General features: G+C 66.6%; 10 protein-coding genes and 1 tRNA gene. 1 reads left to right on the plus strand and 10 read right to left on the minus strand.

Annotation, left to right across the window (positions count from 1 at the left end; translation table 11 throughout):
- Positions 1–31: 31 nt before the first annotated feature.
- The 6 genes from nifJ to FJX73_02900 form a co-directional block, all read right to left on the minus strand.
- A complete protein-coding gene (gene nifJ, locus FJX73_02875; GenBank protein ID MBM3469719.1) occupies positions 32–3,604 on the minus strand; it encodes a pyruvate:ferredoxin (flavodoxin) oxidoreductase in 3,573 nt (1,190 codons plus the stop codon).
- Between the two features lie 212 nt (positions 3,605–3,816).
- Positions 3,817–3,892: transfer RNA gene (locus FJX73_02880), tRNA-Arg, on the minus strand.
- 57 nt (positions 3,893–3,949) lie between these two features.
- Positions 3,950–4,510 carry a redoxin domain-containing protein gene (locus tag FJX73_02885; GenBank protein MBM3469720.1) on the minus strand — a complete coding sequence of 187 codons (561 nt, stop codon included), beginning with the start codon at positions 4,508–4,510 and terminating at the stop codon, positions 3,950–3,952.
- 11 nt (positions 4,511–4,521) lie between these two features.
- Positions 4,522–4,728 carry a heavy-metal-associated domain-containing protein gene (locus FJX73_02890; GenBank protein MBM3469721.1) on the minus strand — a complete coding sequence of 69 codons (207 nt, stop codon included), beginning with the start codon at positions 4,726–4,728 and terminating at the stop codon, positions 4,522–4,524.
- A 7-nt stretch (positions 4,729–4,735) separates the two neighbouring features.
- Positions 4,736–7,159 carry a copper-translocating P-type ATPase gene (locus FJX73_02895; GenBank protein MBM3469722.1) on the minus strand — a complete coding sequence of 808 codons (2,424 nt, stop codon included), beginning with the start codon at positions 7,157–7,159 and terminating at the stop codon, positions 4,736–4,738.
- An 89-nt stretch (positions 7,160–7,248) separates the two neighbouring features.
- Complete coding sequence (locus FJX73_02900; GenBank protein ID MBM3469723.1) at positions 7,249–7,536, minus strand: metal-sensitive transcriptional regulator; 288 nt, start codon at positions 7,534–7,536, stop codon at positions 7,249–7,251.
- Between the two features lie 242 nt (positions 7,537–7,778).
- Here FJX73_02900 and FJX73_02905 point away from each other — a divergent pair, with 242 nt between their 5' ends.
- The gene (locus tag FJX73_02905; GenBank protein MBM3469724.1) at positions 7,779–9,230 is read left to right on the plus strand and encodes an NADP-dependent isocitrate dehydrogenase; all 1,452 of its coding nucleotides are present in this window, start codon (positions 7,779–7,781) and stop codon (positions 9,228–9,230) included.
- Here FJX73_02905 and FJX73_02910 read toward each other — a convergent pair.
- From FJX73_02910 to FJX73_02925, 4 genes are all read right to left on the minus strand, one after another.
- Positions 9,218–10,426 (minus strand): DUF4097 domain-containing protein, encoded by a 1,209-nt coding sequence (locus tag FJX73_02910; GenBank protein ID MBM3469725.1) that lies wholly within the window; start codon positions 10,424–10,426, stop codon positions 9,218–9,220. The two genes, FJX73_02905 and FJX73_02910, sit on opposite strands and share 13 nt — an antisense overlap.
- A 123-nt stretch (positions 10,427–10,549) precedes the next feature.
- Positions 10,550–10,930 carry a DUF2089 domain-containing protein gene (locus FJX73_02915; GenBank protein ID MBM3469726.1) on the minus strand — a complete coding sequence of 127 codons (381 nt, stop codon included), beginning with the start codon at positions 10,928–10,930 and terminating at the stop codon, positions 10,550–10,552.
- Between the two features lie 242 nt (positions 10,931–11,172).
- Positions 11,173–13,383, minus strand: a complete 2,211-nt coding sequence (locus FJX73_02920; GenBank protein ID MBM3469727.1) for a xanthine dehydrogenase family protein molybdopterin-binding subunit — start codon at positions 13,381–13,383, stop codon at positions 11,173–11,175.
- 121 nt (positions 13,384–13,504) lie between these two features.
- The gene (locus FJX73_02925) at positions 13,505–13,963 is read right to left on the minus strand and encodes a cupin domain-containing protein (GenBank protein MBM3469728.1); all 459 of its coding nucleotides are present in this window, start codon (positions 13,961–13,963) and stop codon (positions 13,505–13,507) included.
- Between the last annotated feature and the right edge of the window lie 12 nt (positions 13,964–13,975).

A 13,975-nucleotide genomic window follows, 5' to 3' on the forward strand; every position in this document is an offset into this window, starting at 1 on the left:
CCCCCTCCCTTCACGCGGCTCCCTGTATCTACTAGTCCTCACCTGCGGCCGCGGAAGCGGCCTCGCCGGCGTGCGTTGACTTGGCCAGGAGTTCATAGAGCTTATAGCGCGTTTGCACGTCGCGGCGGGCTGCTACCAGCAGGTTGTGCGCGCGCTCATGATCTATGCCCTCAACCATGCGGAACCGTGTCTCGTTGTAGAGGAACTTCGCCAGATCGCCCTTGGGAGGCCCCGAGTCCAGCTGCATCGGACTCTTGCCTTCTTCGAGGCGGCGGGGGTCGTACCTGAACAGCGGCCAGTAGCCGGTCTCCACGGCCAGTTTCTGCTGCTCCACTCCCATGGCCAGGTCGTAACCGTGGGCGATGCACGGGCTGTAAGCGATTATCAACGAGGTTCCAGGATAGGACTCGGCCTCAAGGAAGGCGCTCACGGTGTGCGTGTCCTTGGCGCCGAAGGCCACCCGCGCGACGTAGACGCTGCCGTAGGTCATCGCCATCATGGCCAGGTCCTTCTTGGCGATGGGCTTGCCCGCCGACGCAAACTTGGCAACTGCCCCGCGCGGTGTGGACTTGGACTGCTGGCCGCCGGTGTTGGAGTATACCTCGGTGTCCAACACCAGGATGTTCACATTGCGGCCCATGGCCAGAACGTGGTCCAATCCGCCGTATCCGATGTCGTAAGCCCAGCCGTCTCCGCCCACAACCCAGACGCTCTTCCGCACGAGGTAGTCGGCTATGAGCTCCAGGCGGCGCGCCTCGGGCGCGTTCAGGCCTGCCAGCTTCCCGCGGAGCTGGACTATCCTCTCGCGCTGGGCTGCGATTCCGGCCTCGCTGGACTGGTCGGCCTTCAGTATGGCGTCGGCCAGATCGGGGCCGACCTGCTGTGCTAGGGCACGCACCAGATCCTCGGCCTGCTCGGAGAGGGAGTCCAGGGCCAGACGGAACCCGAATCCGAACTCGGCGTTGTCCTCGAACAGCGAGTTGGACCAGGTGGGCCCGCGGCCGTCACGGTTGGTCGTGTAGGGCGTCGTCGGCAGGTTCCCGCCGTAGATGGACGAGCACCCCGTGGCGTTGGCGATCAGCAAGCGATCCCCGAAGAGCTGGGTGAGCAGCTTGACATACGGCGTCTCCCCGCAGCCTGCGCAGGCGCCTGAGTACTCGAACAGTGGCGTCAAGAACTGCGATCCCTTCACGTCCGGCTTGATCCGGGTGCGGTCCGGTTCTGGCAGTGCCAGGAAGAACGCCCAGTTCTCGCGCTCGGGTTCCCGCAACGGGATCTGGGGCGCCATGTTGATCGCCTTGTGCTTGGGGTTGGTCTTGTCCTTGACCGGGCAGACCATCACGCACAGGCTGCAGCCGGTGCAGTCCTCAGGGGCAACCTGGAGAGTGTACTTCGCGCCTTTGACCTCCTGGCTCCGGAAGGCCGTGGACTTGAAGGTGGGCGGCGCATCCTTCAGGAGCTCTGGATCGTAGTACTTGGCGCGGATCGTTGCGTGCGGGCACACGAGAACGCATTTGTTGCACTGGATGCAGATCTCGGCGTCCCATACCGGGATCTCCAGGGCGATATTGCGCTTCTCCCACCTGGTTGTCCCCACAGGCCAGGTTCCATCCAGGGGGAAGGCGCTGACGGGCAGCAGGTCGCCGTTGTTGGCCGTCATCACCCCTATCACGTGCTGTACGAACTCCGGGGCGTCGGAGGAGACGGCGGGGGGAAGCGACTTGACAGCCGTAACCCTATCCGGCACCTTCACCTGGTGCAGGTTGGAAAGCGTCTCGTCCACCGCCTCCCAGTTCCGGCGAACAACCTCGTCGCCCTTCCGGCCGTAGGTCTTCTCGATTGACTCCTTGATCTTCTCGATCGCCTCGTCCCGCGGAAGTACACCCGAGATCGCGAAGAAGCAGGTCTGCATGATCGCGTTGATCCGGCCGCCCATGCCTGTCTTGCGCGCCACCTCTACTGCGTCAATCGTGTAGAAAGTCAATCGCTTCTCGATGATCTGCTGTTGCACCTCGCAGGCCAGATGATCCCAGACCTCCTCGGGCCCGTAGGGTGCATTGAGGAGGAAGACCGCGCCAGGGGAAGCATATCCGAGCACGTCGTACTTCTCCATCAGGACGAACTGGTGGCACGCCACGAAGTTCGCACGCTTGACGAGGTAGGCGGACTGGATGGGCCTGGGGCCGAACCGCAGGTGAGAGATCGTTATTGCGCCGGACTTCTTGGAATCGTAGACGAAGTACCCCTGTGCGAAGTTGGGGGTCTCCTCGCCGATGATCTTGATGGAGTTCTTGTTGGCGCCCACGGTGCCGTCGGCGCCCAGCCCAAAGAAGACCGCCCTGGAGACGTCATCCGGCTCGGTGTCCAGGTCGCGGTCGAAGGGCAGCGACAGACCCGTCACGTCATCGGTGATTCCAACCGTGAACCGGGGCTTGGGCTTGGAGGTGGCCAGCTCGGCGAACACCGCGCACACCATGGCCGGCGTGAACTCCTTGGAAGCCAGGCCGTATCGCCCGCCGATCACAGCCGGCGGCGTCGTGATGTGGGCAAGACCTTCCTCCTGGGCCTCCCGGAGAGCGGCAACAACGTCCATGTAGAGCGGCTCGCCCGGTGCTCCGGGCTCCTTGGTCCGGTCCATCACGGCAATCGCCTTGACCGATGATGGCAGTGCGGCGACGAATGCCTGCGAGGAAAGTGGCCTGTAGAGACGCACCTTGAGCACGCCGACCTTCTCGCCGCGGGCCCGCAGCCAATCCACGGTCTCGTGGACGGTCTCCGCCCCGGAGCCCATCAGCACGACCACCCGTTCGGCCTCCGGATCACCAACGTAGTCGAACAGACGGTAGTGGCGGCCGGTGAGTTCCCCGAACCGGTCCATGGTCTCCTGAACGACACCCGGGCAGGCCATGTAGTACCGGTTGACTGCCTCCCGCGACTGGAAGTAGGCGTCGGGGTTCTGCGCCGTCCCTCGCAGCACAGGGTGGTCCGGCGTCATGGCACGGCCGCGGTGTGCCTCGATCAGGTCGGCCGGGAGCATCGCTCGCAGGTCGTCGTCGCCGAGCTGCTCGATCTTGGCCACCTCGTGCGAGGTACGGAAACCATCGAAGAAGTGCAGAAACGGAATGCGGGATCTCAGCGAAGCCGCCTGGGCGACGAGGGCCATGTCGTGGGCCTCCTGTACTGAGCCGGAAGCCAGCAGGGCGAAGCCGGTCTGACGGCACGCCATGACGTCGGAGTGGTCGCCGAAGATCGAGAGCCCGTGCGTAGCCAGCGTCCGGGCAGAGACGTGCATCGAGAACCCGGTCAGCTCGCCGGCGATCTTGTACATGTTTGGAATCATCAGCAGCAGCCCTTGCGAGGCGGTGAACGTCGTCGTCAGGGCGCCTGCCTGCAGGGAGCCGTGTACGGCACCGGCGGCGCCTCCCTCGGACTGCATCTCGACCACCAGGGGCACCGCGCCCCAGATGTTCACCTTGCCCTGGGCCGACCACTCATCCGCGAACTCCCCCATTGGCGAGGAGGGCGTGATGGGGTAGATGGCAACAACCTCGTCCGTGCGGTACGCGACCGACGCGGCCGCCTCGTTTCCGTCAAGGGTGACCATCTGTCGCTGTGTGCTGTCCGACATGCGCCGACCTCCTTGCGTCCGTAGCAACCTGGATGCGCACTGTTCTCGCAGGTGATAGAAGGACAGCCCTAGGGTACCCACCCGGCAGCGGCCGCCTCAACCCTTAGGCTAGTCGGAACAGGCAGGTATCGGTATCCACCCAACACCCGATATGGCGTAGGACGCGTGGCGTAGAGGACGTGGCTTGGTGGAGCGCCCGGAGGGAATCGAACCCCCGACCTGCTGGTCCGAAGCCAGCCGCTCTGTCCCCTGAGCTACGGGCGCGCGTCCCTGTGCGAGTATATCACAGGACCGGCCGCGGGCAGAGCCCGGAGGCGCCGGCTAGGGCTGCCGCGCCAGCGCCGCCTCGACGGCCCGAAACCATTCCTGGGGATCAGTCACCGCGCCGGGGAACTTGCGTACGATGCGACCAGAGCGGTCCACGAAGAAGGTCTCGGGTACGCCGGTGAGGCCGTAGGCCCTGTACACGGTGTTGTCCTTGTCGCGGACCGTGGGGTAAGTGGTCCTGGTCTCGTGCAGGAAGCGCAGCGCTGCCGGCGTTAGATCCTGCACATTCACGCCTACCACCACGACACCCTGCCCCCTGTACCGCTGCCATGCGGCCTCCAGCGCGGGTGCCTCCTCGCGGCACGGTATGCACCACGAGGACCAGAAGTTCAACACGACCACACGGCCGCGGAGTGTCCCCAGGTCCAGATCCCCCTCCGCGTCCAGGCGCGGCAGCACCAGTGGTGGTGCCGCCGGCGTCTCTCCCCGGGCCAGCGCGACCGTGAGCGAAGCCGGACGGTTAGCACGGAAGGTAGCGAAGCCCAGCAGCCCGAGGAATACAACGAGGCCGCCGAGCAGGATCGCCTGGCGCCGCCGGCTGCCCATCGGTCCCATCCCTTCCCTACCTAGACAACAGGATACCCGGCGGCCTGCAGTGCTTCGCGGAGGCGCGCCTCATCCAGCGCCGTCGGGTTGAACTCCACCAGGACCTTCTTTGTCACCGCGCTGGCCTCGACCTTTGACACGCCGGGCAACTGCGTCAGCGTCCGGGTCACCGTGCGCACGCAGCCATCACAGTGGATCTTGGGAACGTTGAAGGTCTTCGTGATCATGCCTGCCTCACTCCCTTGAAGATATCGTACCCGCGGGCCGGTATCCCCGTAACCGCAGGCTGTTGCTCACCACCGTCACCGAACTGGCCGCCATCGCCAGCGCGGCAAGGACCGGGCTCAGCAGCATGCCCGTAAAAGGATACAGCACGCCTGCGGCCACAGGAATCAGAGCGACGTTGTACGCGAACGCCCAAAACAGGTTCTGCCGGATCGTACGCATCGTGCGGCGGCTCAGGGCGATCGCCGACAGCACCCCGCGCAGGTCCTCGCCTATCAGCACTATGCCCGCGGACTCGATGGCCACGTCGGTCCCGGCGCCGATGGCGATTCCCAGGTCGGCGCGCGCCAGGGCTGGCGCGTCGTTGATCCCATCTCCCACCATGGCGACCACGTGCCCTTCGCGTTGAAGCGCCTCGACGTGCGCGGCCTTCTCGTCGGGCTTGACCTCGGCCAGAACGCGGTCCACTCCCACCTGCTGCGCGATCGCCTGGGCTGTCCGCCGGTTGTCGCCGGTCAGCATCACAACTTGAAGGTTCATCCGGTGGAGCGCGGCCACGACATCCCGGCTGTGCTGTCTGAGAGTATCGGCCACGCCGATCACCCCGGCGGCCCGGCCGTCAACCGCCACCAGCATCGGCGTCTTGCCACCAGCCGCAAGATCGTTCGCGCGCGCGTCCAGGGCGCCCACCGCGATCCCGTGGCGGGACATCAGGGCAGTGTTGCCGACCAGGATCTGTCGCCCCTCTACCGTGGCCTCGATGCCCTGACCTGGCACGGCCTCGAACGTGGCAGCATCGCCAAGGGTGATACCGCTGCTTCGCGCGCGGGCGACGATCGCCTCTCCTACCGGGTGCTCGCTCCCGCGTTCGGCCGCGCCCCCCAGCCGCAGCAGGGTCGTCTCGTCGAACCCCTCGGCCGGGAGGACATCTGTCACGGCGGGGGCCCCCTGCGTCAGCGTGCCGGTCTTGTCGAGAACCACCGCGGTGATGCGGTGGGCGATCTCCAGCGCTTCGCCACCGCGGATCAGGATCCCGGCTTCGGCGCCCCGCCCGGTCCCGACCATGATCGCCGTGGGCGTGGCCAGGCCGAGCGCGCACGGGCACGCGATTATCAGCACCGCCACGAAGGTGAGCAGGGCATAGGTCAGCGCCGGCTGCGGCCCGATCGCCAGCCAGACACCACCGGTGGCCAGCGCGATCGCGATCACCACCGGCACGAAGTAGGCGGCAACCCTGTCGGCCAGACGCTGGATCGGCGCTTTGGTACCCTGGGCTTCCTCGACCAGCCGAATGATCTGCGCCAGCGCGGTGTCCCGCCCCACCTTCGAGGCGCGGAACCGGAAGGTCCCGGTCTTGTTGATCGTTGCGCCTATCACCTCGAGACCGGCGGCCTTCTCCACTGGCATGGACTCCCCGGTGATCATTGACTCGTCCACCGTCGAGAACCCGTCGAGCACGATGCCGTCCACCGGGATCTTCTCGCCTGGCCGCACGACCACGACGTCACCGACGACCACTTCCTCGACAGGCACATCAACTTCGGAGCCGTCCCGGACCACGCGGGCGGTCTTGGCCTGAAGCCTCATCAGGCGACGGATCGCCTCGCTTGTGCGGCCCTTGGCCAGCGCCTCCAGGTACCGCCCGAGCAGGATGAAGGCAATGATGATCGAGGCGGTCTCGTAGTAAACGGTGGGCTCGAGCCCACCGCCCGTGAACCACCGCGGGAAGAAGGTAGCGACGGCACTGTAGAGATACGCCGCCGAGGTGCCCACCGCGATGAGGGTGTTCATGTCGGCGGTCCCGTGTCGCGTCGCCGCCCACATCCCGCGGTAGAACCGCCAGCCGGCCCAGAACTGCACCGGGGTCGCCAGTCCGAACTGCACCACCCAGTTGTGCAGAAAGGCCGGTGCCCACACGTGGAGTCCCATGTGCGGGAGGCTGCCCCAGAGAATCGGAAGGCTCAGGAGCGCCGCGCCGACCAGGCGGACGCGCAACGCGCGCTGCTCGCGCTCGCGGCGCTCGGTCTCGCGGTCAACCGTGCCCTCCTCGGCGGCCAGCGGCTCGTAGCCCGCGTTACGCACGGCCTGCCTGAGGGCCTCCGGCGTGGCGACACCGGGTATGAACTCGACGGTCGCCTGTTCCCGCGCCAGGTTCACCGAGGCAACCAGGACGCCCTCGGTCTCCCGCAACGCCGTCTCAACAGTGCTCACGCACGAGGCGCAGGACATCCCTGCAATGGGGATGACCAGGCGCTCTTTCCGGACCTCGTAGCCAGCGCCGCGTACCGCCGCGACCAGGTCTCTCAGGGTGGCCTGCTCGGGGTCGAAGGCAACCGAGGCGCGCTCCGAAGCGAAGTTGACCTGCGCCGCGCTCACGCCGGCTGCCTTCAGGAGGCCCTCCTCCACCCTGGCCACGCACGAGGCGCACGACATCCCTTCGACAGGCAGTCCGATCCGCCTCGGCGCGGCCGGCGCAGTTGCCGCTGTGCGATCGTCAGCCACGGCGCTGCCCTGCTCCCGGGCTAGAGCCTGCTCGATGTCTTGAAGACCTCGAGCAACTCGGTGATTGTGCGCTCGCGTTCCCGAGGGTCGCTGGCGCGTATCGCGGTCGTTGCGCAGTGCTCCAGGTGGTCCTCGAGCAGCATGGCGTTCACCCTGTCCAGGGCCCGCTGGACTGCCTGTACCTGCCGTATCACGTCAATGCAGTAGGAGTCGCCCTCCACCATCCGCTCGATGCCGCGGACGTGCCCGGCGACGCTGCGAAGCCGCACCAGCACCTTCCGCCGCTTCTCGACCGACCCGTGCTTCATTGCGGAAGTGACCGCCTTCACGGGCGTGCTCCTCCCTGCGCCTCAGCCCCCGCCGGAAACCCCCCCCAGGGGGGAGGGGTACCGTCATTAGCGTACGCTGCCTGCCGCCGGGTGTCAACCTCGTACCCGGGGCACACGGCGGTCGTCCCCGAACCGCCCGGAGGGGTTGAAGGTGACAAGAGCCCGCCGCTGGGAGAGAATAGAGAGGATACTCCGATCTTGCGCGGGGAGCGTGAACCATCATGAGCCAGAACGTCCCGATAACCGTGGCGCACGGCGACGGCATCGGCCCTGAGATCATGGCCGCCACCCTCCTGATCCTGAGCGAGGCCGGCGCCCGGATCGACATCGAGACGATCGAGATCGGCGAGAAGGTATTCCTCCGGGGCCACAGCAGCGGCATCGAGCCCGGAGCATGGGAGTCGCTCCGCCGCACGAAGGTGTTCCTCAAGGCACCCATCACAACGCCCCAGGGCGGCGGCTACAAGAGTCTCAACGTGACCACGCGCAAGATGCTGGGGCTGTACGCCAACGTGCGGCCGTGCGCGTCTTACCACCCCTTCGTGGACACCAAGCATCCGGGAATGGACGTCGTGATCGTGCGCGAGAACGAGGAAGACCTGTACGCCGGGATCGAGTACCGGCAGACGGACGACGTCTACCAGAGCCTTAAGATCATCTCCCGACCCGGAACCGAGAGGGTAGTCCGGTACGCTTTCGAGTACGCGGCCCAGAACAGCCGCAAGAAGGTTACCTGCTTCACAAAGGACAACATCCTCAAGATGTCCGACGGGCTGTTTCACAAGGTCTTCGACGAGATAGGCGCACAGTATCCTGCGATCGAGAAGGAACACTGGATCGTTGACATCGGCGCAGCCAAACTGGCCGACACGCCCGAGGCATTCGACGTGATCGTCCTGCCCAACATGTACGGCGACATCCTGTCGGACGTGGCCGCGCAGATCGCCGGATCGGTAGGGCTGGCGGGATCGGCCAACATCGGCGACCAGTGCGCCATGTTCGAGGCCATCCATGGTTCGGCGCCGCGCCGCGCTGGGCAGAATGTGGCCAATCCTTCGGGCCTGTTGCTGGGGGCGGTCATGATGTTGGTCCACATCGGCCAGCCGGACGTGGCGGAGCGCGTGCACAACGCCTGGCTCCGAACGATCGAGGACGGGGTGCACACCTCCGACATCTACGCCTACGGCGTCAGCCGGGAGAAGGTCGGCACCAGCGAGTTCGCCCGGGCTGTCGCCGGCCGGTTGGGTCTGGTGCCCGAGCGGCTGAAGGCGGTCAGCTACCCGGCGGCATCCGGGCAGAGGATCGGGGCCGTGGCCGCGTCACGGCGTCGCGCCAAGAAGGCGCTCGTGGGCGTGGACGTCTTCGTCCACTGGCGGGGAGGCTCGCCCGACCAGCTCGGCGAGCAGGTGGAAGCACTAAGCGGATCCGACCTCAGGCTGGGCATTATAAGCAACCGCGGTGTCGTGGTGTATCCCGGCGGGCTCCCCGAGACGTTGTGCGTGGACCAGTGGCGATGCCGGTTCCTGTCGCGGGCCGAAGGCGGGGCCATCGCTCACAGCCAGATCATCGCGCTGCTGCAGCGGATCGGTAACGCCGGACTGGACTTCATCAAGACCGAGAACCTCTACACCTTCGAGGACGAGCCGGGCTACTCGCTCGATCAGGGCGAGTAGGGCGCGGCGACAATCAGGATATCACCGCTCATCGTGGACAGGTCCAGGGTGGCGTCGCCGGATCCACGTGTGCCCTGGAGCGACCTACTTCCACGCTGCACCTCGCCCAGCCCCTCGCCTGTCCTGATCTCCCCCGAGGCGACCCGGGCGCCTATCCGGCACGCTGCCCGCGGGCCTAGTCGTGTAGTGATATCGCCGCTGACCGTGGCAAGCCTGGAGGCGCTTCCGGCGACAAACTGATCCACCTCCGCCTCCACATCGCCGCTGACAGTGGAGAGGTCCAGCACGACAGCGGCGGTGGGGCGTCGAAGTACCAGGTCGCCGCTCTTGGAGTGAGCGGTGATCTGCCCGTCCGCTGCCTCTATCGCGATGTCCCCCCGCAGCGTGCGCAACTCCAGAATGCCCCTCGCGTCTGTTACGGTGATGTCCCCGCTCGTCAGGTGAGCGGTCAGGTGGCCTTCGGTTCCGCTGGCCTGCAGGTCTCCCTTTGTCTGAGTGACCACGACAGGGATACCGGGGGGCACGGCAAGATCGAAATCCACGCGCACCCGCCGCTGCACACCTATGCTGTGCTCAGCCCGGATGGCGAACACCTGCCCTTCGGACGTGGCGGTGATGCGCACGCGGTCCCTGGCGGCCGCCGCGTCGGCCTCGTCGCGCGCCCACGCCCGGATTGAGGCCCGCACGCGCATCTGGCCGTCGGTGCTGGCCGAGAGCCGTGTGTCTCCCCAGAGGTTGTGGACGGTCACGCGCTGCCCGGCTTCCAGAACAGCGTCATGGGACCAAGCGCCAGCGGCCCCAACCATGCCCCACAGACCCTCAATTGCGTCGGTAATTCTCAACTTGATTCCGTGACGCCGGGCCTCCCGGGCGGCACGACGCACATCGCCCCTTATCCTGTGCACGTCCCCCTTGGAGCGCCGAAGCGACTCGCGGACAGTGTCCACCGATGCGCGCACCGTGCTGACGATGCCCTCGACGTCAATGCTGGCCATGATCTCGTCAATCAACCCCTGGAGATCGTCCCGACGCTCGCCCGCCGGCCGAGCCGGCGGGGTTCTAGCATCCGGGGTGCCCGCGCTGGCCGTGGGCCCTACCTGTTCCTCGCCCAGCGCTTCGAGAAGCGCCTCGGCTTCCTCGACCGTGACCCTGCCTGCTTTGAGCATCCGCAGCACGCGCTGCCGTTCCTCGTCCACAGCAGTCCCTCCTTGCGGGTCGGTTCAGTGGCCGTTTGCCGACAGGGCCGCCCTGGGGCCGACAATGGACACACCGAGTCGTATCAGGATGCTTCCGGCCCAGACCCTGAGCCCTGCTTCCTCCTATTCGGTCTTGCTCGACTGCCGCAGCATCCTGGTCGCCTCAGCAGGCGTGAGATCCCCGGCCTCGAGCATGTCCATGATTTCCCTCCTGCGCTGCTGGAACGCGGCCTCGTCCTCTTCAATCCCGACCGCCAGGCCCAGGGTGCTCAGGACCGCGTCCAGGCGGCTTCGCACAGTGGGATATGAGATGCCCATCTCGCGTTCGACTTTGCGGATGTTGCCCCGGGAACGGAGAAACACCTCTAGGAAAGCGATCTGGTCGGCCGACAGCCCGGCGAACCGTGAGGCCCGGTACCGGCCCTCCACCGCGGTCTGACAGGTGCTGCACTCGAGCCGGACCACGGCCAGCGCATCGCCACACACCGGGCAGGCCCCAGGCATGGTAAATGCGGTTCGCGGATCCACGGCCGGCGCTGGGGTTACCTTCCCAGACCGATCAAAGGCCTCACCCATTGGACTTTGCCCCCGAAGCCAGGCAGCATTGAAGGTCTAGGGCTGAATATTCAAGGTTCACATTGAATTCATTAACACAAACGGGATAGAATGTCAATAGATCTGTTCAGATTCCGGGCAGTTCCTGAGGAGATGGTGCCGCCAGACCGGCCGCGCCCACTTCGCCGCGGTCAGCGGGGTGGTGCGCCTGCGCCGCGCACCAGATGCCACATCTTCTCAGGCGTCAGCGGCATATCCACGTGCCGGATTCCCAGAGGCGCCAGGGCGTCGGCCACCGCGTTCGCGACTGCCGGCGGTGTCCCAATGGTCCCGGCCTCCCCGATACCCTTTGCACCCAGCGGGTTGAACGGCGAACGCGTCTCCAGGAACTCGGTGGTAACATCCACGACCTGGTGGGCCCGGAGCATCGGATAGTCAGCGAAGGTTGCCGTCAGCAACTGACCTTCGGTGTCGTGGATCGCCTGCTCGGCCAGCACCTGCCCCAACCCCTGGGCTACGGCGCCGATGACCTGCCCTTCGGCCAGCAGCGGATTGACGATTGTCCCCGCATCGTCCACCGCAACCAGCCTGAGCACGTGCACCTGCCCGGTAGTCCGGTCTATCTCCACAACGGCCGCGTAGACCCCGAACGGGAAGACCGGGCCAACAAGGCGGAAGGTCGCGGCAGCGTCGAGCCCCACCTCTATGTCAGGCGGAAGCCGCGCGGGCTGGTAGGCGGCCGCTGCGACCTGCTTCCACGAGACGGCGCGGCCCGGGGCCCCGCGGACGTGCAGCTGCCCGCGCGACCACTCGATGTCGGCCTCGGCGGCCTCCAGAATGTGGGCGGCGATCCGGCCTGCCTTCACCTTCACCTTCTGAACCGCTGTGAGCACGGCCGAGCCCCCGACCGCGGTGGAGCGGCTCCCGAAGGTGCCGACGCCACGCGGAACGACAGCGGTATCCCCGTACTCGACCACGATGGCATCGGGATCTACCTGGAGCGCATCGGCCGCTATCTGGGCGAAGGTCGTCTCGTGGCCCTGACCGTGGGAACACGACCCCGTGCGTACCACGACCCGGCCGTCGGGACGGACGGAGCAGGCACCGCTCTCCCAGATCTGGCTGCCGGCGCGCTCTACGTATAGACCCAGCCCGATGCCAATCAGGCGACCCTCTGCGCGCGCGAGCCGCTGCCGCTCCCGCCACGCGTCGTACTCGACAAGCTCGCATGCCCGATCCAGCGCGCGGCCGTAGTTCCCGGAATCATACACGAAGCCGAGTGGCGTCCGGTGGGGAAAGCTCTCCGGGGGAATGAGGTTCTGCCGGCGGATCTCGACGGGGTCCAGATTCATCTCCCCGGCGATGAGGTCCATCATGCGTTCGACCAGGTAGGCGGCCTCGGGTCGGCCTGCGCCCCTGTACTGACCCGCTGGCACCTTGTTCGTGCACACTCCGACCAGCTTCACGGATGCGGCCGGGATCGCATAAGCGCCGGTCAGCAGCATGCCCGCGGTGACGGGTGACAGCGCAGTGGCAGGGTAGAGGTACGCCCCGGCGTCCGAGAGCAGGCTTGCGCGCACGCCCAGAATCCTGCCGCTGGCGGCTACCGCCATCTCCAACTCGGCGCGCAGCCCCCTGCCCTGGTAGGCAGCCACGAAGCTCTCCCGGCGGTCCTCCACCCACCGGACGGGCCGGCCGGTCCGGATCGCCAGCCACGCGGCCAGGGCGCCCTCGGGTGGGATGATCCCCTTGCTGCCGAAAGCACCTCCCACATCCGGAACCACCAGCCGAATCCTGTCTTCCGGCCGTCTGAGGATCTGGCCAAGCTGCGCAAGCGGGCGGTATGGATCCTGCGCCGAGCACCAGACCGTTAGCAGGTCGGTCCCCGGCTCGTATGAGGCCAGGGCACCCCTGGGCTCGATCGGTGCCGCGATCAGGCGCGGGAGATCAAACTTACCCGAGGTAACCCGCGCCGCGGCCTGGAAGGCCCCTTCGACGTCGCCGCCCGCCCGATCCCATCGCAGGACCACGTTCTCCCCCAGCTTCTCGTGCAGGAGCATAGCGCTGCCCAGGGCCTCGGCAGGGTCCACCAGCGCGGGGAGCGGCTCGTACTCCACATCTACGAGTTCGGCAGCGTCCACGGCTGCTGCTCGGCTTTCGGCAAGCACCGCGGCCACGGGCTCGCCCACATAGCGCACCTTGCCGTCCGCAAGGAGCGGGTGCGGGGTATCCGCGGCCCACGCGCCCTCTATCGCCCCGATAGGGTAGGCACCCACGCGCCCTGCCAGGTCTGCTGCCGTGACCACCGACACCACGCCTGGCATGCGCAGGGCGACCTCGGCGCGTATGGCGATCAGCCGGGCATGAGCGTGCGGGCTGCGCACAACCACCTGGTGGAGCATGCAGGGAAGGGATATGTCCGCCAGGTACCTGGCCTGCCCCCGCAGGAACCGAGGGTCTTCGCGCCGCCTGATCGGCCTTCCTACCCAGGGAGCCCCATCTGTTGGGGCCGGGCCTCCGTGCTTACTCACGCCGTTCGGGCCGCCACTCGCAGGCCTGCTCTACGAACACGGTCTCGTGCTTGCCCTTGGAGAAGTACTCCAGGAACACCAGCGGGCTGTCCTCGGCGGCGAAGACCTTGTGGGGATCTCCCTCGGCGAGCCAGACCACGGACCCAGCGCGCAGGGGTTGATCCTGCCCGTTGATGGTGATGTGCCCGCGTCCGTCCAGCACCACGAAGTAGTGCTCGGTCCCGCTGTGGTAGTGAAGCGGCGACGTGCCTCCGGGCGCGTAGAACAGCACGTCCACAAGCATCTCCGTGCCGGTCAACGCCGAGTTGAACAGCACCTTCTTCCGGCGCCGATCGTGATCCGAGGCCAGGTCCGGCACGTCGTCCAGGTGAAACACCTTCGACTCCTTGCCCGCGACAGAAGGCCCTATCGTGGACTCAAACAGCCTGTGATGGGGTACCGTTCCGCTCACTTCTCTCCCCCT

Source organism: Armatimonadota bacterium (assembly GCA_016869025.1).
Taxonomy (GTDB): Bacteria; Sysuimicrobiota; Sysuimicrobiia; order Sysuimicrobiales; family Humicultoraceae; genus VGFA01.

What these genes read in the sequence shown, in the direction of transcription:
- FJX73_02900 (MBM3469723.1), bottom strand. Translation starts at nt 7,536, where the DNA reads ATGAAGCACGGGTCGGTCGAGAAGCGGCGGAAGGTGCTGGTGCGGCTT.
- FJX73_02915 (MBM3469726.1), bottom strand. Translation starts at nt 10,930, where the DNA reads ATGCCTGGGGCCTGCCCGGTGTGTGGCGATGCGCTGGCCGTGGTCCGG.
- FJX73_02890 (MBM3469721.1), bottom strand. Translation starts at nt 4,728, where the DNA reads ATGATCACGAAGACCTTCAACGTTCCCAAGATCCACTGTGATGGCTGC.
- FJX73_02885 (MBM3469720.1), bottom strand. Translation starts at nt 4,510, where the DNA reads ATGGGACCGATGGGCAGCCGGCGGCGCCAGGCGATCCTGCTCGGCGGC.
- FJX73_02905 (MBM3469724.1), top strand. Translation starts at nt 7,779, where the DNA reads ATGAGCCAGAACGTCCCGATAACCGTGGCGCACGGCGACGGCATCGGC.
- FJX73_02920 (MBM3469727.1), bottom strand. Translation starts at nt 13,383, where the DNA reads ATGCTCCACCAGGTGGTTGTGCGCAGCCCGCACGCTCATGCCCGGCTG.
- FJX73_02895 (MBM3469722.1), bottom strand. Translation starts at nt 7,159, where the DNA reads ATGTCGTGCGCCTCGTGCGTGGCCAGGGTGGAGGAGGGCCTCCTGAAG.
- nifJ (MBM3469719.1), bottom strand. Translation starts at nt 3,604, where the DNA reads ATGGTCACCCTTGACGGAAACGAGGCGGCCGCGTCGGTCGCGTACCGC.